This window comes from Streptomyces sp. NPDC127098, from assembly GCF_042722465.1.
GTDB classification, from domain to species: domain Bacteria; phylum Actinomycetota; class Actinomycetes; order Streptomycetales; family Streptomycetaceae; genus Streptomyces; species Streptomyces millisiae.
In genome coordinates this window covers 53,636-71,855 of sequence record NZ_JBHXFJ010000003.1, presented here as the reverse complement: position 1 = coordinate 71,855, position 18,220 = coordinate 53,636, and the positions used below count along the sequence as shown (strand labels likewise).

Genomic DNA, 18,220 nt, shown 5'->3' with positions numbered 1-18,220 from the left:
GGGAGAACACGGCTTCTGATCACCGACCTTTCGGGAGCTGATGTCAGATGAGCCCACTCCGCCGGTCCAGCATCGAAAGGGCCCCGATGCCCACACGGAGGTCGGAATTCGCGTGGTTCATACTCGCCGCCCGCAGATCTCGGAAGTGGCGTTCCAGAGGGATGGGAGCGTCCCTCAGGTAGCCGAGTCGGAGTCCCGCGAGTTCCACCATGGCGTTCACGGCCTCAAAGGTCAGCTCTGACGCGGCAACCTTGAGTGTGTTGAGATGAATCTGCGTGCCGGGGGCCGCCAGCGACGCCCCCAGGTCCCTGGCCGCCGTGACCTCCTGGCACACCTGCCGCAGATAGGCGCTGACGAGCTCCAGCTTGATCCGGATGCCTCCGAGGCGTTCGTGGAACAGCTCGGAGCCGGCACCCCTGCTGGGTGTGGGACCGGGCTTGCGTGACCGGCTGAACCAGCGGACGAGTTCCTCGAGCGCTCCCTGTGCCGCCCCCAGCCAGCAGGCGGCCCAGCCGAGGTGGGAGACCGGGATCATGCTTTCCCGCGCGATGTGGTCGAACTTGCCGGGGAGGCCGACGACGTTGTGCCGGGGAACGGTCCCGTCGATCTGGAGGGCAACGCTGGCGGTTCCCCGCATCCCGAGCGCGTTCCAGCCGCTCTCCGTGCGCACGTCCACGTCGGCCCGGTCGGCGTACACGAACGTGACCTCGCCCTCCGATGCCTCGGGCGAGGCCCTCATCGTGATCAGGTAGCCGTCGGCGTGCTCACCTCCGGTCACCACCGGGGCGGACCGTTCGACCAGGAGACCCTCCGAGGTCTCAGTGAGGGGGGCGAGGGCGGTGAAGAGGCCCGATGCACGACCTCGTTCGCTGGTCACCGATGCTATGTAGACGTCGCCTGCGGCGATCCGTGACAGGAGGTCGTCCTTCAACTCCTGCGAGCCGAAGCGAACGATCGCGTCCACTTGGAAACAGTGCATCGCCCAAATCTGGGCGGTGGACAGGCAATGGGAGCCGAGCCACCTGGCCATCTCGACGAATTCTTCGAGCTCTGCGCCCACGCCACCGTGCTCAGTGGGTACGAGGAACCCCAGGAGGCCGTGCTTGCGCAGCGCCGTGAAGGACTCCGTCGGGAAACTCGCATCATCGTCGCAGGCGGCTGCATTGGTGCGCAGAATATGCGCCACGGGTTCCAGAACTGAGGGAGACGACACGTAACTGCTGTCCTTAGTAAGTTAGAAGGGTGCCAGGCTGGCGCCTTTCTCCGCTGAATGGCCGACATGGGTGGACCTCTGATCAAATCTGCCTTGTGTCGGCGGCATTGTCCATTGGCCTTGTGGCCACGGCGACCCGGCCACCCGCCCCGTGACGAGGCCCGGCGCCGACCTCCCGGTGTGGCCTGGGCGGAGTTATGCCGTTCGAGGTGCGAGGTCTCGGAGGCAGCAGCGAGTGAGGGCTCGTCACACGATCCCGTGACGCGGTGCCGGCAGTCGTGTCCGGTGTGAGGACAGTGCCGTTGGTGAGGCGTGGGCAGGGCCTCACCTGCTGGAGGCGCCTCAGGAAGGGCCATCCGTGAGCATGGCAAGCTCCGAGGGAGACGAGATGTCGGGGGCGGATTTCCCGCCGGTGCGGGTGGCCGGTCGTGGGCGAGGTTGGTATCGGGGGGACAGCCATGTGCATTCGGTGTGCTCGGACGGCGGTGAGATGACGCCGGAGCAGCTGGCGGCCGCCGCTCGTGAGGCGGGGCTGGACTTCCTTGCGACGACCGAGCACAAGTCGGCCGCAACGCACGGGGTGTGGGGGCGGTGCGCCAACGACGATCTGCTGGTGATCCTGGGCGAGGAGGTCACCACCCGGACCGGGCACTGGCTCGCGCTCGGCATCCGCCCGGGGCAGGTGATCGACTGGCGGTACGAGGTGCGGGAGGCGGTGATCGACCGGCATCTGGACCAGGTGCATGACGTTGGGGGGCTGTGTGTGGCGGCCCATCCGTTCGCGCCGTATCCCTCGGGCACGTTCATGTACCAGTATCAGGGGTTCGACGCGGTCGAGGTGTGGAACGGGGTGTGGGCCTCGGACCTGCCGTGGAACGCCGACAACGAGGCGGCTCTGGCCGAATGGGGCCGCGGCCTGGCCGCAGACATCCACCGGGGGCGGTGGCGGCCGGCGATGGGCAACAGCGACGCGCATCTGGCGGGACAGCTCGGCACCCCCCACACCGTCGTGCTCGCCGATGAGCTGAGCACCGACGCGGTTCTCGCGGGTATCCGGGCCGGCCGGAGCTGGGTGGCCGAGTCAGCCGCCGTGGAACTGACGCTCACCGTCCTGGCCGGTGACCGGCGCGCCGGGATCGGCGAACGGCTGGAGACCCGTGGTGAGCCGGCCCTGGTGCGGGCGGCCGTCCGCGGTGTGCCGTCGGGCACCGTCAGATTCCACACCGAGCTGGGGAAGGCGTACCACGCGGCACTGCCCGGCACTGGCACCGGCACCGTGGAGTGGCGCACCAGCGCACGGGAGTCGGCCTTCGTCCGCGTCGAGGTACGTCATCCCCACGGGCACATGGCCGCGCTCAGTAATCCGATCATCCTGGACTGAGCCGGAGAGCCACGCCCGCGACTACATCGAGACGTAGTGGCAGGACTCCCCGGCCTCGCCCCGCCGAACGCCGGCCGACGCCACGTCCACCGTGACTCCCGTACTCGTCACGGACACCAGAGGGCATGGCCTCGCCGACCGAATGGTTCACGCGGAGAGCCCTCGGCGGTCTCAAGAGAAAGCTCGACGGCACCACCGCTACCTGCCCCGCCAAAGCTGCTTCGGTCTGTCGCACCTCTGCGACGCGGCGTGACCGGGCTGTCCTTCGCTCAAGCCTCGGCAGGCGGTCCGCCGCGTCGGAGCCGACGGCACCTTCGTGATCGCCCGGCAGAAGCTCCGTCCGGGTGTCCCGCATGCCGGCAAGACCGTCACCGTGGTGATCGAGAAGACCTGCTTCCGCGTCTTGCACGGCGAGGTCGAGATCTCCACCCGTCCCACAAAAGGCGACCGCGTCACCCGTTACAGAGCCGACACCCGCTAACCGTCCAGCATCACCTGTAACCGTCAACCATCACGCGAGACAACGCCAAGTGGGCACGGCCTCGGCCTCGGCCTGTCCATCGTCGCCTCGATCCCCCAGGCGCACGCCGCCCTCGTCACCGCCCGCCCGGGACCGGACGGCGGGCTCACCGTCTCGGTCACCTACCCGGCGCCCCGGCGGTAGGTTCCGAGCCGTATCGACGACGGCCACTCGCCCGACCGCCGGCGGATCGACGGCACTCGCCCGACCGCGCGCCCCGGTGGCCCGCGGCCGGATGCCACGCCGAAACGCGGAGCTGGCTGGGATCAGCGTGCAGCGGCGATCAGTTCGAGCGTCTTGGTGAACTCGATCGCCAGGTGCAGCTTGTGTCCGTCGACCAGTTCCCTGGGTGCCTTCGCGGGGAAGAGCGCGCAGAGCCTGACAACGAGGCCGTTGGGCAGTGGCTTGCACTGGTGGTAGGCGATGATGCTGACCGGGGTGCCGTCGCTGGACAGCCTGGTGTGTCCGGCGAGAAGGAGCTGGAACCCCTCGTCGAGGTCGAAGGGGGCCGGGAGCTTCGGGTCGGCCGCGACCATCACGTCGGTCGGGGTGCCGTACATGCCGAATGTCTCCATGGCGTAGGCGACCCCGGCCCGGTCCGGATAGAAGAAGAAGTGGTCGGGGTTGGCCTCGACGACCAACTTCTGGAGCTCGTCGAAGTCGGCCACGTGAGCACGGAACTCCTCCACGGTCACCCCGGTCACCCGGAGCTCGGCGCGCGCCGTCTGTAACGGCAGTCCGGCGGAGGCGGCGTCCCAGTCCTTCCACATCCGGTCCGACATCCGCAGCTGCTCCGCGAAGAGCTCGCGCAGGCCTTCCACGCCGTACGCCAGGGTTGTCGCCACGTTCACCTCATGTGCGTCCTCGGCACTGAGGCAGTCGATCTCGTCATCGGACAGCGGCTTGTGGTCGTGTTCGATGTTCGCACCGAGTCGCTTCATCTGGTGCAGCACGTGCAGATTCCGGGCATGCCGCAACCTGTCCAGCTGTTCGGTCGCATAGGACTGGCCGTCGATGGCGCAGTCAATGGTGATGTCGCTCATGACAGAACCTCTCTGGTGTGCCGGCGGGAACTGTGGTCAGGCCGCGGCGCGCAGGGCGGGCGGGCGGCGGCGCAGGACCGGGCTCTCCAGAGCCGGGGGCTGGTAGGCCTGGTCGAGGGTGCCGACGTCGGTGCCGGGCGGGACGATCTCGTCGATGCGATCGAGGATGTCGTCGGAGAGGGCGACCTCCAGGCCGGCGATCAGGCTGTCGAGGTGCTCCATGGTGCGGACGCCGATCAGTGCGCTGGTGACGCCGGGGTGAGCGATGGTGAACGCCATCGCGAGGTGGCTCATCGGCAGTCCTGCCTCGGCGGCGACGGGGATGAGCCTTGCGACGGCGTCGAGCCGGTGCTCGTCGTTGAGGTGTCGGAACAGGCCGGCGCGCTTCAGCTCGTTGTCCTGGCCCTTGCGCACCCGGCCCGTGAGCAGTCCCTGGCCGAGCGGACCCCAGACCAGGGTGCCCATGGTGAAACGCTGGGTGGTGGGCAGCACCTCGCGCTCGATCCCGCGGTTGAGGATGGAGTAGGGCGGCTGCTCGGTGCTGAACCGCTCGAAGCCGCGCCGCTCGGCGATCCACTGAGCCTCGACGATGCCGGACGCCGGCGTCTGCGACGTGCCGATCGCGCGGACCTTGCCGCTACGGACCAGGTCGGTCAGCGCGGACAGGGTTTCCTCGATGTCCGTGTCGGGGTCGGGACGGTGGAGCTGATAGAGGTCGATGTGATCGGTCCCCAGGCGACGCAGCGAGTTCTCCACCGCGGCGACGATCCAGCGTCGCGAGGCTCCCTGGTGGTTGGGATCCTGGCCGGTCGGGCGGCCGAACTTGGTGGCGAGCACGACGTCGTCCCGGCGTCCCTTGAGGGCCCGGCCGACGACGTCTTCGGAGTCCCCGTAAGCGTCGGCGGTGTCGATGAAGTTGATGCCGGCGTCCAGCGCCTTGTGGATGATGCGGGCCGAGTCCTCGGGGGCGTTGCCCATGACCGTGGCGAACATCAATGTGCCCAGTGCGTAGGGGCTGACCTGGATGCCGGTCCGGCCGAGGGGGCGGTAGTGCACGGTTCTCTCCCTGCTGTGGTCGGCACCGCGCGGATGCCGTAGGCTGCCTTAAGCGGAAACCCATTCCGGAACTATACGGAAAGCCTTTCCGGTTATGCAAGAGGAGATGGTGTGGTGTCTCAGAACGGAACGCGGGCCGAAGCCCAGGCGCCCGCATCCACGGAGCCGGGCGCGGGGGAACCGGCACCTCGCCGACGCCGCGCCGACGCGCGACGCAACGTCGACGCACTGGTCGAAGCCGCAAGGACCGTTTTCGCCACCTCCGGCGTGGACGCACCGGCCAAGGAGATCACCGACCTGGCCGGCCTCGGGGTCGGCACGCTTTACCGGCACTTCCCCCAGCGCTCAGACCTGGTCACAGCCGTCGTGCGAAGCGGCATCGACGCCGTCGCCGACGCGGGCCCCACACTGAGCGCCGCACACGAACCAGCCGAGGCGCTCACCCGATGGATCCACCAGTTCACCGACCTGCTCGCCGCCAAACGCGGACTCGCCTCAGCACTGCACTCCGGCGATCCGGCGTTCTCGGGACTGCCCGGCTACTTCCTGGAACGGCTCGGCCCAACCCTCGCGGCGCTCCTCGACGCGGCAGTGGCCGACGGCACGGTTCGCGATGACGTCAGCGCCGAGCAGCTCCTGCACGCCATCACCCAACTGTCCCAGCCCATCCCCGGGCATCGACCCGAATACAACCAGCGCGTCGTCAGCGTTTTCGTCGACGGGCTACGCCGCCCGGCCAGCGCCCCCGATCGTGGACACCGTCAGTCGAGTGCCGCGACGCGCCGATCAGAAGGTGAGTCGTGAGCACGCCCACGTAGGTGACATGCCCGTCGAGAGCGGTCACCCCGCGAGCCGCGCCGCAAGGCGTACCGGGTCCGCATCGCCCCGCTCTACGCCTGGGCAGAATCCCGGTCAGTCGCCGCGTCGAGCCCCTCGGTCTCGAAGTCGCCACGGCGGCAGGCGCGCTGTGCGGCAGGGCGGGAACGGAAGCACGCACCCACGGGGACGACCTCCCCGAGCGGACGGGGCGGGGTCAGGCCGGGTGCGAGCTGATCAGTACCCCGATCTTGTCGATTCGGTGTTCTGGGTTGCCCAGCTCGTCGGCCCAGTAGTTCCCGGCGGCGTGGTCCTCCTGGGTGGCGCACGTCGAGAGGGTGATCAGGGCCTCGCTGGGGGCGCGACCCGGATGTCCTGGAACGGCGGCTCGTTGCTCCGCCAGGGATCGCTCAGAACGAAACGACGTCTCCCTGGTCTCGATCACCTGGTAGACGTAGGTGCGTTGGTCGGTGGCCACTTCGATCCGCGCGCCGTTCGGGAGGTCGGGGATCGCGAGGAACGGGCCGCCCGCTGAGTTTCGGTGCGCTGTCACCTGGTAGTTCCCGATGCCTCCGGGGCCCACTCCCCCGGACGGGCCGTGTGGGCTGGCCGCGATGCCACGGTCCTGGATCTCCGTTCCCGGGGCGTCGTCGGTCTGTCCCTCATAGGGCTCGACGCGCAGGTTCCGGATGTCGAGTTCCGGGATGGTCAGGTAGGCGACCTGCGGGCGGCCGTCGCTGGTGAGGGGCGGTTCCTCCTCGGGGCTCGGGTCCTGGCTGGGAGCCGGCGTGTGGTCGGAGACCTCGCTGGCGCCCTGTCGGTCCTCCGGCGCGGGAGGTGCCTCGGGGGTGCTCGACGCGCATCCGCTGACGGCGAGGAGCGTGGTCAGCCCGGCGATGAGGAGCGCGGTCCGGGGTATGTGTCGTGTCCACATGGTGTCGGCACCTCGGGTCGGGGTCGTCACGGGACGACGGGCCGGTCAGGAAGGCAGTTTCAGCTCAGGTGACGTTGGAGGAACGCGACGGTGTCCTCCATGGACTGGGTGAAGCTGGGTCCGAAGGCGTGAGAGTCGTCGTACCAGTTGAGCTGGACGTCGACGTCGGCCTGGGCGAGCGCGGCATGGGTCGCACGAGCCCACTCGGGCGGGCAGTCCTCGTCGCGGGTGCCGTGGATCATCAGGACGGGTTCGGTGATGCGGTCGACATGGGGGCGGGTTGACATGTCCTGCCAGGCCGCCGGGTTCTCTTCGGGTGTGCCGTGACGGCTCGCGTACTCCGCGCCATAGCCGTCGACCGGACGCCCGCCCCACTGCCGGTAGTTGTCCGACTCGAGCGAGGACTGTGCCGAGTAGACGACGCCTGCGTCGACAAGTCCGGGCGCCATCTCGAGTGCCTGGAGCACCACACTGCCGCCCAGGGAACGCCCCATCAGGCCGATCCGCTCGTCGTCGACGGGCAGCTCGGACGCCCGGAGCGCGGAGACGCCGCCGAGTACGTCGACGGCGTAGCCGCGGTACAGCTGGCCCAACAGCTCGGGATCGTCGTCCGAACCGGCGTGTGCGCGGTAGTCGACGTGCAGCACGACGTATCCGTTCTCGGCCAGGTGACCGCGCTCGCGGGTCATGCCCTGCCCGGTGACGTAGGCGTCGCGGTCGATCCACCCATGGGCGAGCACGACCGCGGGGAACGGGCCGCCACCGGTGGGAACGTTGAGCACGCCGGTGATGCGGAGCCCGTCACTGCGGTAGCTGACGTCGTAGGAGGTGTAGGCCGCTGTCTGCTCGCGGACTCTTCCGAGCTGGACCGGTGAGGCATCGGGCAACTCGTCGAAGTAGTCCGTGAGCGACGGGTGTTGGGCCGAATCCTCGGCCGGGGTCGTGGGCGCCTCGGTCGGCTGGTCGCCGACCTCGGATCCAGTGGTCGCGGACTCGGAGGTCTCGGCGGGCGTCGAAGGCGCGGGCCGCTGGTCACGGTCGGTGTCGCTCCCGGATGCCGAGCATCCGGCGACCGTGAGCGTGCAGACCGACAGGAGTGCGGCAACCAGGAGTCGTCGTGGGTTCACGCCACGCTCTCCCTGTCCAGAGCCCAACCCATGAGGATGGTCGCGACGATGTCCTGCCTCGCGTCGTGCACGACCGCCGGTAAGCTCATGCGGCCCAGCACCCACCCCACCGAAGTCCGCGCCGCCCGGGCGGCGCGCCGCCCGGTACTCGCCGGTGCGGTGCGACATCCGCCCCGCGGGTGAACAGGAACTCCCGTAACTCGTCCTTCGTCCCCATGGCTCCACAGTAGACGCGGATCACCGGCGTTGGGAGGCCCTGCCAGAACCCCCTGACGACCTGTCGACAGCATCTCCTGGCGATGGCCGCTGAGCCGGCAGATGTACCGTCCTCCCGCCCTGCCCCTCTGACCTGCACCGGTCCGCCGGAACGCCAGGCGCGTCACGCGGTCTCGGGCACCGGCGTGCGCGCTCCGCGACCTCACCGGCGTCCGCCCGGGCCGCGTCAGTCCCCGTCGTCTGGACCGATCGGGGCGCCGCGAAAAAGTCATATGACGTATGTTGACTAACGTCTCGCCCCGGCTATCATCCGAGATGTCCGGAGAGCCAGTCGGCGTTCGACGTGACGGACGTTCGGTCTGGCGCACGGTCCGTGCCCGCACGGACCCGGCAGGACGGTACGCGCACCATCCGTTTGTCCCGGTGAGGTCCCCCACACGCCACCGTGCCGGACGCCATGGACGGGCGACGTTCTCGTGGGTGAACCCACCGGCCGAGCCGCACGGAGTCCCCCCATGCCTTCACCTGCACGCCGTTCCCGTTCCCGGCCCCTCCACACGGCCGCCGTCCTCCTGCTCGGCCTGGTCATCGCGCTGGTCGCCGCACCCGCTTCGGGTGAGCAGGCGGACGGGGCCGCCGCCGGCGCCCCGGCCGAGCAGCGGTTACCCGACAGCTTCCAGTGGTCCTCGAGCGGGCCACTGATCTCCCCCGCGCCGAACATCGGCTCCGTCGCGGTCAAGGACCCGTCCGTGGTCCAGGACGAGGACGGAACCTGGCACGTCTTCTTCACCAGGGTCGACACCAGGGGCGACTGGGGGCTGGCCCACACCAGCTTCACCGACTGGTCCCAGGCCGCCACCTCCCCGCAGACCGACCTGGAAGCGAGCTCCGCCATCGGACCCGGCTACCGCGCGGCGCCGCACGCCTTCTACTTCGCCCCCCGTGGCGAGTGGTACCTCGTCTACCAGACCGGCCTGCCCTCGTTCTCCACCACCACCGACCCCGACGACCCCACCAGTTGGTCGGCGCCGCGGAACTTCATGGACAGCGTCCCCGACGTGGTGCGGCAGAACATCGGCAACGGCCACTGGCTCGACTTCTTCGTCATCTGCGACGACACCATGTGCTACCTGTTCTCCGCCGACGACAACGGCCACGTCTACCGCTCCGAGACGACCGTGGCCGACTTCCCGGCCGGTTTCGGCAACACCCGGATCGTCCTGGAGGACAGCGCGAACAACCTCTTCGAGGGCGGCGCCGTCTACCGCGTCGGCGACAGCGACACCTACCTGCTGATCTGGGAGGCCATCGGCTCCGACGGGCGGCGCTGGTACCGCTCCTTCACCGCCGAGGGCCTGACAAGCCAGTGGACGCCCCTCGCCGCCACCCAGGACAACCCCTTCGCCCGCGCCAACAACGTCACCTTCGACTCCGGCGACGCCTGGACCCGGGACATCAGCCACGGCGAACTGGTCCGCAGCACCCACGACCAGACCATGGCGATCGACCCCTGCGACCTCCGGCTCCTGTACCAGGGCATGGACCCCTCAGCCGGCGGCGACTACTCCCAACTCCCCTGGCGCCTTGGCCTGGCCACCAGCACCACCGACGGCTGCTGACGCCTCACCCGGAACCGGGGCCACCCTGCCGTCCCTCGCACCTCCCCACCACCATCCCCCACACTCGAGGAGTCACCCATGACGATGCGACGACGCACGCTCCTGGGACTCGGCGCGGCCGGAGCGATCGGCATGAGCGCCGCCGTGCTCGGCGCCGCGCCGGTGCACGCGCACCCCACCCCCGCCGCCAGCCCGGCGGCCACCGCGACCTACGCCATCGGCGTCCGGGAGTACCGCTGGGCCCGCGGCGGTCGCTCGCTGTTCACCAAGGTCTTCTACCCGGCCACCGGCACCCCCGGCGGCGCGCCCGTCCCCAACGCCCCCGTCGCGGCCGGTGTGTTCCCCGTCGTCGAGTTCAGCCACGGCATGGGCTGCAACTCCGACTGCTACTCCTCCCAGACCCACGGCCTGGCCGCCGCCGGCTTCGTCTGCCCCGCTCCCTCCTTCTCCGACAACACCAACCTCGGGAGCGTCTACGGCGGCGAGTGGTCGAGGGACGTGTCCGAGGTCATCACGCGGACCCTCGCGCTGAACGGCACCTCGGGCGACCCGCTCGCCGGGCACATCGACACCGGGGCCGGCGTCGGCGTCACCGGCCACTCCATGGGCGGCATGACCACCCACGGCCTGGTCACCGCGTGGCCGGACAACCGCATCGCCGCGGCCGTCCCCATCGCCTGCGTGGACATGGGAAACCCGACCGGCCAGGTCTCGGCCGACGTGCTCTTCATCCACGGCGACCGGGACCCCACCTGCGACTACAACTCGGCACGCCGCGCCTACGAGGAACTCCCCGCTCCCAAGGCGTTCCTCACCCACGTCGGGGCGGACCACGGCGGGTACCTGGTGCCCGGCTTCCGGACCTACCCGCAGACCGAGAACACCTTCCTGGACTGGTTCCGCTGGAGCCTCTACGGCGACACCGCCGCCCGCGACCGCCTCCCGGCCGGCGCCACCGCGAACGGCACCAGGTGGGAGGCGAGGCTGGGATAGCCCCGCCCGACCGCCCAGCCGTACCGGGGCTTCGGCGTCGCCCGGTCCCACCTCGGCGGGACCGGGCGACGCCGACGGCTAGGACAGGGCCTAGCGCCGCAGACGCCCGGGGTCGCCCGTCCCACCGCGCCGGACGAGCCACGCCTCGGTGATGTGGTCGAACATCGCCTCGGCGGCGCCGCTCGGGTCGTGGGCGGCGACGCGCTCGTAGACACGGCGATGGCCCTGGTTGGACGCGACACACAGGGCACGCTCGGTCTTGCCCACGTACCGGGCGGTGTTGATGACCTGCCCCTCGAGCGAACGCACCACGGCACGGGCGATGCGGTTCTGGGAGGCCCGCATGATCGTGTCGTGGAAGGCGCGGTCGTGCTCCTCGTACGTCACGCGGTCATCCACGAGCCGGTCCATCTCGTCGACGAGCGTGCGCAACCGGTCGAGGACGTCGTCCGTGGCGAGTTGGGCGGCGACGTTGGCCATGTCGGACTCCAGCAGGCGCCGCGTGACCACGAGGTCGTCGAGGATCTCCAGGCTCTCGTCCTCCTCGATACTGGCCCCCAGCACCAGCTCGTCGAGCATGTTCCACCGCGACGGCGGGGTCACCATGGTGCCCGCGCCCTGCCGGACCTGGACCAGGCCCTTCTCCTGAAGCAGCTTCACCGCCTCGCGGACGACCGTCCTGCTGACCCCGAACGCCTCACAGAGCCCCGGCTCGGCCGGCAGGGACGTGCCCGACGGATAGACCCCGCGGACGATGCGCCCCACCAGCTCCGCGGTGAGCGCCCTCGCGAGGTTCGCCGGTCTTCGCACCCAGGCCGGTGGCACCGCGGCGCCCGACGTGGCTTCCTGTGATGCCGTCATAGTCCCTCCCGTGGGCCGCGATCAGGCGGCGCCACGATTCGCGTGGCAAGTATACGCGCCACCCCTTGACGCAATTCATCATACGAATTACGTTTCCCGCGATCTGGACCGACGGACGGGTGGCCCCGGCGCCCTCCGGAGAGTGAGCGACGGATGAAGCGGCGAAAACTGTGGGCGACCGCGTTGGCGGGTGCTCTGACTCTGACCGGTTGCGGCAGCGCGGGATCCGGCTCCTCGTCCGGTTCGGGGGACGACACGCTGGTCGTCTGGGACTGGAAGTCCGGTGACGAGACGGCCGCCGGGTACGTCGAGGCGGCGCGGGCCGACTTCGCCGAGCGGCACCCGGACGTGACCGTGGAGTTCGTGGCGCAGCCGTTCGACCAGTACTACACGCTGCTCGGCACGGCCATGCGCACGGGCGAGGGCCCCGACGTGATGCTGTTCAACGGCGGCGGCCAGTTGCGCGACCGCGCCGACGACCTGCTGCCCCTGGACGACCACGTCACCGAGGAGGACATGCGGCGGCTGGCGGGCTGGGAGGCGTTCTCCAGGGACGGCACCGTCTACGCGGCCCCGGTGACCCTCCAGGGACACCCGATCTACTACAACAGGGCCCTCTACGAGGAGGCCGGACTCGACCCCGACGACCCGGCCACCACGTGGGCGGACTTCCTCGACGACTGCCGGACGATCACCGAGGAGACGGAGGCCGCCTGCTTCTCCCTGGGGAACAAGGAGGGCTACGGCATCCAGTTCTTCCTCTCGGGCCTTGGGTCGGCCGTCCTCACTCCGCGGGAGTACGACGACTGGATCGCCGGCAACCGCGACTGGACCTCTCCCCACGTGCGGCGGATCTTCGAGCTCTGGCAGGAGGTCGAGGACGCCGGCCTGAACAACGAAGGGGTCAACTCGACCGCGCTGTTCAACGACTCCCTCGCGCTCTTCGAGTCGGGGCGGGCCGCCCACATCGTCGGGCTGATGTCGGACATCGGCCACTGGGAGGACTTCGGCGAGTTCCTCGGCGAGGACAACGTCGGCGTGATGCCGGCCCCCGTCGTGACGGACGGCGCCAGGCCCGGCCTGCCCTACGACGGCGGCATCGGGTACGCGGTCGCGGCGGGCACCGAACACCCGGACCTGGCCGCCGACCTGGTCCGGTCGCTGACCTCCCCCGAGGCGCTGGCCACGTTCCAGGCCGACGCCGGCGCGATCGTCGCCGACACCACGGTCGACGCCTCCGGCGGTGGGCCCGCCCTGGCCGCGATCACGCCGGAGATCGAGACCGGTAGACCCGCGCTGCACGTCGCGTTGTCGGCCGAGACCCTGGACCTGATGGGGCGGCTCTCCCAGCAACTCCTCAGCGGATCGGTAGGCGTCGAGGACGCGCTGCGACAGCTGGCCGACTCCGACCGGGCGAGCTGACCCCGTGTCGCCAGGAAGCTCCCCGCCGTCGGTTCGCCCACCCGGGGGTGGCCGCCGCGCCGAACGGCTGGCGCCCTACGTCCTGATCGCTCCCGCCGTCCTGATCATCCTGGTGCTCCGGCTGTACCCGCTGCTCCTCGGCGTCAACTACTCCTTCACCGGCGACGGCGAGCGCGACGGACAGGCGGTCGGCCTGGACAACTACACGGAGCTGCTGGAGGACCCGGTCTTCCGCACCGCGCTGGAGAACGTCGGGCTGCTGGTGCTGTTGCTGCCGGTGGCGGTCGCGATCCCCGGCCTGCTGGCGACCTTCATCCACCTGCGCGTGCCAGGACACCGGTTCCATCGCGGCGTCTACTTCTTCCCGGCCGTGCTCTCACCGGTGATCGTCGGCGCGATCTTCAACCTCCTGCTGGCCTTCGACGGCCCGCTCAACTCCGGCCTCGGGTACCTCGGAATCGGCCCGGTCGACTGGCTGGGCGATCCGGACATCGCCATGTTCACCGTCGTCGGCGTGCACGTGTGGGCGACCTTCGGCATGGCGCTGGTCGTCTTCCTGGCCGGCTTCTCCACCCTGGACCCCTCGCTCCTGGACGCCGCCCGCGTCGACGGGGCGTCGCTGCCCCGGGTGATCCGGCACGTGATCGTTCCGGGCCTGTCCCGCACCATCCAGTTCGTCGTCGTCACCACGATGATCGGGATGCTGACGTCCATGTTCGGCCTGCTGTACGTGATGACGAGCGGCGGCCCCGAGGGTTCCACCTACCTGCCGGAGTACTACATCTGGATCCAGCAGGGACAGATGAACCGCCCGGCGCTCGCCTCGGCCGCGTCGACCGTTCTCTTCGTCATCATGCTCGTCGTCGGACTCGCGCAGATCGCGCTGCTCCGCCGCACGGGGAGGGAGAGCTGATGCCGGGGCGGCGCGTCGGCAGGTGGCTGGTGGCCGTCCCCATGGGCGTGCTCGCCCTGGCGACGGTCTATCCCCTGCTGTTCACCGCGAACGTCGCGATGAAGACCCGGCACGACTACGTCCTCGACCGGTTCTCCCTGGCACGCTCCCCGAACCTGGACAACGTCACCGCGGCGTGGACGAACGTCGGCATGGAACGGTACGTCGTCAACTCCCTCATCGTGGTGACCTCCGCCGTCGCGCTGCTCCTGCTGATCGGCTCGATGGCCGGCTTCGCGCTGAGCCACCTGCGGTTCCGGGGCTCGCGGGCGCTCTTCCTCGGCTGCCTCGCGGCCCTGTTCGTCCCCTTCCAGGTCATCATGGTCCCCCTCGCGCGGATCATGGCGGACGGCCGGCTCCTGGACACCCACGCCGGTCTTGTCCTCGCCTACGTCGCCCAGTTCCTCCCCTTCACGATCTTCCTGATGACCAGCTACTACACCGGCGTTCCCGCCGAGATCGTGGACGCGGCCAGGATCGACGGCAACACGCCCTACGGCGTCTACCGGCGCGTCATGCTGCCGCTCGGCCGCCCGGCCCTGCTGTCGGTCGGCATCCTCAACACCCTGTTCTGCTGGAACGACGTCCTGATCGCCCTGCTGATGATGCCGTCCGCGGACCACCGCACCCTCATGGTCGGCGTGACCGCGCTCCGCGGCCAGTACTCCGACGACATCCCCGTCTTCGCCTCCGGAGTACTCGTCGCCGCGCTCCCCGTCCTCGTGCTCTACGTCTTCTTCCAGCGCCAGATAGCCGACGGCGTCACCGCCGGCTCCACGAAGGGATGACATGCGGATCACCGGGTATCGCACCCTGACGACGGTCCAGGAGTGGGGCCGTCCCGTCGGTGACGCCAACGGCGTCTTCGCCGACGGGGTCGTCCCCGTCCCGATCGTCCTCGTGGACACGGACGAGGGCATCACCGGCGTCGGCCTGGGATCGCACGTCGAGGTGGACGCCCTCTTCGCCGCCATCGAGGGTGAGGACCCGCGCGCCGTGACCGCGCTCTACGACCGGATGCTGCGCGAGACCTTCAAGGCCGGGCACGCGGGGGCCCGGTTCGGGACCATCGGCGCGCTCGACACCGCCCTGTGGGACATCAAGGCGCGGGCGGCCGGCGAACCCCTGTGGCGGCTCCTCGGCGGACGCGACCGGAGAGTGCCCGCCTACGCCTCCGGTCTCGACATCGAGCTGACCGACGACGAACTCGTGGCCGTCCACCAGGAGTACGCGGCGCACGGCATCCGGGCGGCCAAACTCAAGGGCGGCCTCGACGTCGACCAGGACCGGCACCGGCTGACCCTGGTCGAACAGGTGCTGACCGAGGCCGGGCGCGGCATGCGACCCGGCCTGATGCTCGACGCGAACGAGTCCTGGACCCGCAAACAGGCCGTCCGTCACGTCGCCGAACTCGAACGCACCCTGGACCTCACCTGGGTCGAGGAGCCCGTCCGGCGCTGGGACGCCGAAGGCCTGGCCGTCGTCCAACGCGGAGTCCGAGCCTCGGTCGCGAGTGGGGAGAACCTCACGGGCCTGGAGCAGTACCGCCCGCTGCTCGCGGCGGGCGCGCTCGACATCGTGCAGACCGCGGCGGTCCACGGCGTGACCCACTTCCTGCGGGTGGCCACCCTGGCCCACGCCCACGACCTCCCGGTCAGCCCGGTCGGCACCACCCCCGTCGGGCTGTTGCACGCCGCGACGGCCGTGCCCAACCACATCGTCAGCGAACTACAGGACCTGCGCCCCCCGACGGGCCTCTCGGTCGACCTGCGCGTCGAGGACGGCGCCTTCGTCCTCGGCGACACACCGGGACTCGGCCTCCGGGTCGACGCGGAGGCGATCACCACGTCCCGCCGACCGCACACCACCGCACCAGGCGGCCCCCACGTCAGGCCGGAACAGGCCGGACGGCGACTGCTCCCGGCCTCCCCGCCGCCGCCTACCGCCAACCACCTGCCGCGTCCCCGTTCCACCCCGACCTCGTGACACCCCTTCACGACGAAAGGACGTAAGCGTGTCCCCACCGCTCTCCTCACGCCTGCGCACCTCCCTCGCGGCAGCCGCCGCTGTCCTGGCCACCGGAGTCATCACCGCCATGCCCGCCCCCCAAGCGCACGCCGCGGTCCCCCACCACACGCTGGTCGTCGCGCCCGCCGGCGCCGCGAACGCCGACGACGGCGGCCCGGGCACCATGCGGAAGCCGCTCGCGACCCTGGCGGAGGCACAGCGCCGGGCGCGGGAACTCGCCGCCCGGGCCGACGCCGACGTCACCGTCACCCTGCAGGACGGGACCTACCGGCTCAGCGAGCCACTGCGGTTCGACGCCGCCGACTCCGGCCGCGACGGCCACACCGTCGCCTGGCGGGCCGCCCCGGGAGCGAGCCCCGTCCTGACCGGCGCCGAGCCGGTCACCGGCTGGGAACTCGACGACCCCACGACCGGGGTCTACCGGGCGGACGTCGGCACCGGCTTCGACACCCGGCAGCTCTACGTCGACGGCACCCTCGCCCAGCGCGCCCGCACGAGCCTGTCCCGGTCGGACATCAGGCTCAACGCCACCGGCTTCACCCTGACCAACCCGGACCTCGACTACCTGGCCGAACTGCCCGACCAGCGGCGTATCGAACTCCAGGCGATGCTGTCCTTCACCAACCGCTTCGCGCCCGTGGACAGCATCACCGGCTCCACGGTCGTCATGCGGCAGCCGGCCTGGGACAACAACACCTACGGATACGACACGATCCAGGCGCCGTTCCGCACACCCACGTTCTGGCTGCTGAACTCCCGGGCGTTCCTCGACGAGCCCGGCGAGTGGTACCTGGACACCACGGCCGGCACGCTGTACTACAAGCCGCTCGAAGGGCAGGACCTGGCGAACGCGCGGGTCGAACTGCCGCGGTTGGAGACCCTGATCGAGGTCGGCGGCACCTACGACGAGCCCGCCCACGACCTCTCCTTCGAGGGACTGACCTTCACCGGCACCACCTGGCTGGGCCCCAGCTCGCCCGACGGATACGCCAACCAGCAGACCGGCGCGTTCATCGCCGGAGTCCAGGAGCATCGGCCCGCCGACGCGTTCACCTCCTGCGCGGTCGGTTGCCGGGGCTTCGAAGGAGCCCGCAACAACTGGGCCCAAGCCCCCGCCGCCGTGCAGGTGTCGGCGGCCGACCGCATCGCCTTCGAGGGCAACACGTTCGTGAACCTCGGCTCGGTCGGCCTCGGCGTCGGCAACGACGCCAACGCGCACGCCACCGGCGTCGGCCTGGGGGCGCGGAACGTCTCCGCCGTCGGCAACACGTTCACGGCCAGCGCCGGCGGCGGCATCGTGGTCGGCGGGGTGCGCCCCGACGCCCACCACCCCTCCGACGGGCGGATGACCAACAGCGACATCCTGATCAGCGACAACCGCGTCTTCTCCACGGCGCTCGAGTACCTCGACCAGGACGGGATCTTCGCCAGCTACGTCACGCGCCTGACCATCGAGCACAACGAGGTGTCCGACATGCCCTACACGGGCATCGGCATCGGATACGGCTGGGGCGCCAACGACCCGGGCGGCAGCCCCGAGTACCTCAACCGCGGGCTCTACGACTTCCAGCCGGTCTACGACACGCCCACCACCCTGACCGACGTCCGGGTGGCCGGCAACCACGTCAGAGACGTCGTGCACACACTGTTCGACGCCGGCTGCGTCTACACGCTCTCCGCGATGCCGCGTAGCACCATCGAGGAGAACGTCTGCGAGAACAGCGGGCAGCTCGGCCTGTACTTCGACGAGGGCTCCCGATACCTCACCGCCACCCGCAACGTCTTCCTCAACACCGCGGGCCAGTGGGCGCACGCCAACAACCAGAACGGCAACCGCACCGGCGACCAGACCCTGACCGGGAACTACACCACCAACCCGGCCATCACCGGCCTGGTCACCGGCGAACGCGGCAACACCGTCGAGGGCACCGTCGTCTTCACCCCCGGCGACATCCCCGCCGAGGCCCGCCGGATCATCGCCGACGCGGGACCGAGAGAGACACACCGCCACCCGTCCTGAACCCCCCTCCCACCAACCG

The 18,220-nt window shown here is 70.1% G+C and carries 16 protein-coding genes; 10 read left to right on the top strand and 6 right to left on the bottom strand.

The features are described from left to right. Positions 1 to 43 precede the first annotated feature (43 nt). Complete coding sequence (locus tag ACFWI8_RS03160) at positions 44 to 1,213, bottom strand: acyl-CoA dehydrogenase family protein (protein ID WP_387084939.1); 1,170 nt, start codon at positions 1,211 to 1,213, stop codon at positions 44 to 46. 364 nt (positions 1,214 to 1,577) lie between these two features. Between ACFWI8_RS03160 and ACFWI8_RS03155 the strand changes: the two genes are divergently transcribed. Beyond that, positions 1,578 to 2,594, top strand: coding sequence for a CehA/McbA family metallohydrolase (locus ACFWI8_RS03155; RefSeq protein WP_387085317.1), 1,017 nt, complete (start codon positions 1,578 to 1,580; stop codon positions 2,592 to 2,594). A 316-nt stretch (positions 2,595 to 2,910) separates the two neighbouring features. Beyond that, positions 2,911 to 3,075, top strand: a complete 165-nt coding sequence (locus tag ACFWI8_RS03150; protein WP_387084937.1) for a hypothetical protein — start codon at positions 2,911 to 2,913, stop codon at positions 3,073 to 3,075. Between the two features lie 305 nt (positions 3,076 to 3,380). Here ACFWI8_RS03150 and ACFWI8_RS03145 read toward each other — a convergent pair whose 3' ends face one another. Further along, positions 3,381 to 4,157, bottom strand: coding sequence for a hypothetical protein (locus ACFWI8_RS03145; protein ID WP_387084935.1), 777 nt, complete (start codon positions 4,155 to 4,157; stop codon positions 3,381 to 3,383). Between the two features lie 36 nt (positions 4,158 to 4,193). Further along, complete coding sequence (locus tag ACFWI8_RS03140; protein ID WP_387084933.1) at positions 4,194 to 5,213, bottom strand: aldo/keto reductase; 1,020 nt, start codon at positions 5,211 to 5,213, stop codon at positions 4,194 to 4,196. Between the two features lie 111 nt (positions 5,214 to 5,324). Between ACFWI8_RS03140 and ACFWI8_RS03135 the strand changes: the two genes are divergently transcribed. Next, positions 5,325 to 6,017 (top strand): TetR/AcrR family transcriptional regulator, encoded by a 693-nt coding sequence (locus ACFWI8_RS03135; RefSeq protein ID WP_387084931.1) that lies wholly within the window; start codon positions 5,325 to 5,327, stop codon positions 6,015 to 6,017. A 229-nt stretch (positions 6,018 to 6,246) separates the two neighbouring features. On the opposite strand, the gene ACFWI8_RS03130 is transcribed toward ACFWI8_RS03135, so the two are convergent. Next, on the bottom strand, positions 6,247 to 6,963 hold the full coding sequence (locus tag ACFWI8_RS03130; protein ID WP_387084929.1) for a sortase domain-bontaining protein: 717 nt from the start codon (positions 6,961 to 6,963) through the stop codon (positions 6,247 to 6,249). Positions 6,964 to 7,022: 59 nt separating this feature from the next. Then, positions 7,023 to 8,090 carry an alpha/beta hydrolase family protein gene (locus tag ACFWI8_RS03125; protein WP_387084928.1) on the bottom strand — a complete coding sequence of 356 codons (1,068 nt, stop codon included), beginning with the start codon at positions 8,088 to 8,090 and terminating at the stop codon, positions 7,023 to 7,025. A 731-nt stretch (positions 8,091 to 8,821) separates the two neighbouring features. On the opposite strand from ACFWI8_RS03125, the gene ACFWI8_RS03120 reads away from it, so the two are divergent. Next, the gene (locus tag ACFWI8_RS03120) at positions 8,822 to 9,925 is read left to right on the top strand and encodes a non-reducing end alpha-L-arabinofuranosidase family hydrolase (protein ID WP_387084926.1); all 1,104 of its coding nucleotides are present in this window, start codon (positions 8,822 to 8,824) and stop codon (positions 9,923 to 9,925) included. 78 nt (positions 9,926 to 10,003) lie between these two features. Next, the gene (locus ACFWI8_RS03115) at positions 10,004 to 10,918 is read left to right on the top strand and encodes an alpha/beta hydrolase family protein (RefSeq protein ID WP_387084924.1); all 915 of its coding nucleotides are present in this window, start codon (positions 10,004 to 10,006) and stop codon (positions 10,916 to 10,918) included. A 90-nt stretch (positions 10,919 to 11,008) separates the two neighbouring features. Here ACFWI8_RS03115 and ACFWI8_RS03110 read toward each other — a convergent pair whose 3' ends face one another. After that, positions 11,009 to 11,779: a FadR/GntR family transcriptional regulator gene (locus ACFWI8_RS03110; protein ID WP_387084922.1), complete on the bottom strand. Its 771-nt coding sequence runs from the start codon at positions 11,777 to 11,779 to the stop codon at positions 11,009 to 11,011. A 153-nt stretch (positions 11,780 to 11,932) separates the two neighbouring features. Here ACFWI8_RS03110 and ACFWI8_RS03105 point away from each other — a divergent pair, with 153 nt between their 5' ends. From ACFWI8_RS03105 to ACFWI8_RS03085, 5 genes are read left to right on the top strand one after another with little or no spacing between them, the layout of a single operon-like run. Beyond that, positions 11,933 to 13,201 carry an ABC transporter substrate-binding protein gene (locus ACFWI8_RS03105; protein WP_387084920.1) on the top strand — a complete coding sequence of 423 codons (1,269 nt, stop codon included), beginning with the start codon at positions 11,933 to 11,935 and terminating at the stop codon, positions 13,199 to 13,201. Positions 13,202 to 13,205: 4 nt separating this feature from the next. Next, entirely contained in the window at positions 13,206 to 14,114 is a 909-nt protein-coding gene (locus ACFWI8_RS03100) for a carbohydrate ABC transporter permease (RefSeq protein ID WP_387084918.1), read from the top strand. Further along, complete coding sequence (locus ACFWI8_RS03095; protein WP_387084916.1) at positions 14,114 to 14,941, top strand: carbohydrate ABC transporter permease; 828 nt, start codon at positions 14,114 to 14,116, stop codon at positions 14,939 to 14,941. The genes ACFWI8_RS03100 and ACFWI8_RS03095 overlap by 1 nt, the downstream gene beginning before the upstream one ends. Position 14,942: 1 nt before the next feature. After that, positions 14,943 to 16,139, top strand: a complete 1,197-nt coding sequence (locus ACFWI8_RS03090; protein ID WP_387084914.1) for a mandelate racemase/muconate lactonizing enzyme family protein — start codon at positions 14,943 to 14,945, stop codon at positions 16,137 to 16,139. Positions 16,140 to 16,167: 28 nt separating this feature from the next. Further along, entirely contained in the window at positions 16,168 to 18,201 is a 2,034-nt protein-coding gene (locus tag ACFWI8_RS03085) for a right-handed parallel beta-helix repeat-containing protein (protein ID WP_387084912.1), read from the top strand. Positions 18,202 to 18,220 lie beyond the last annotated feature (19 nt).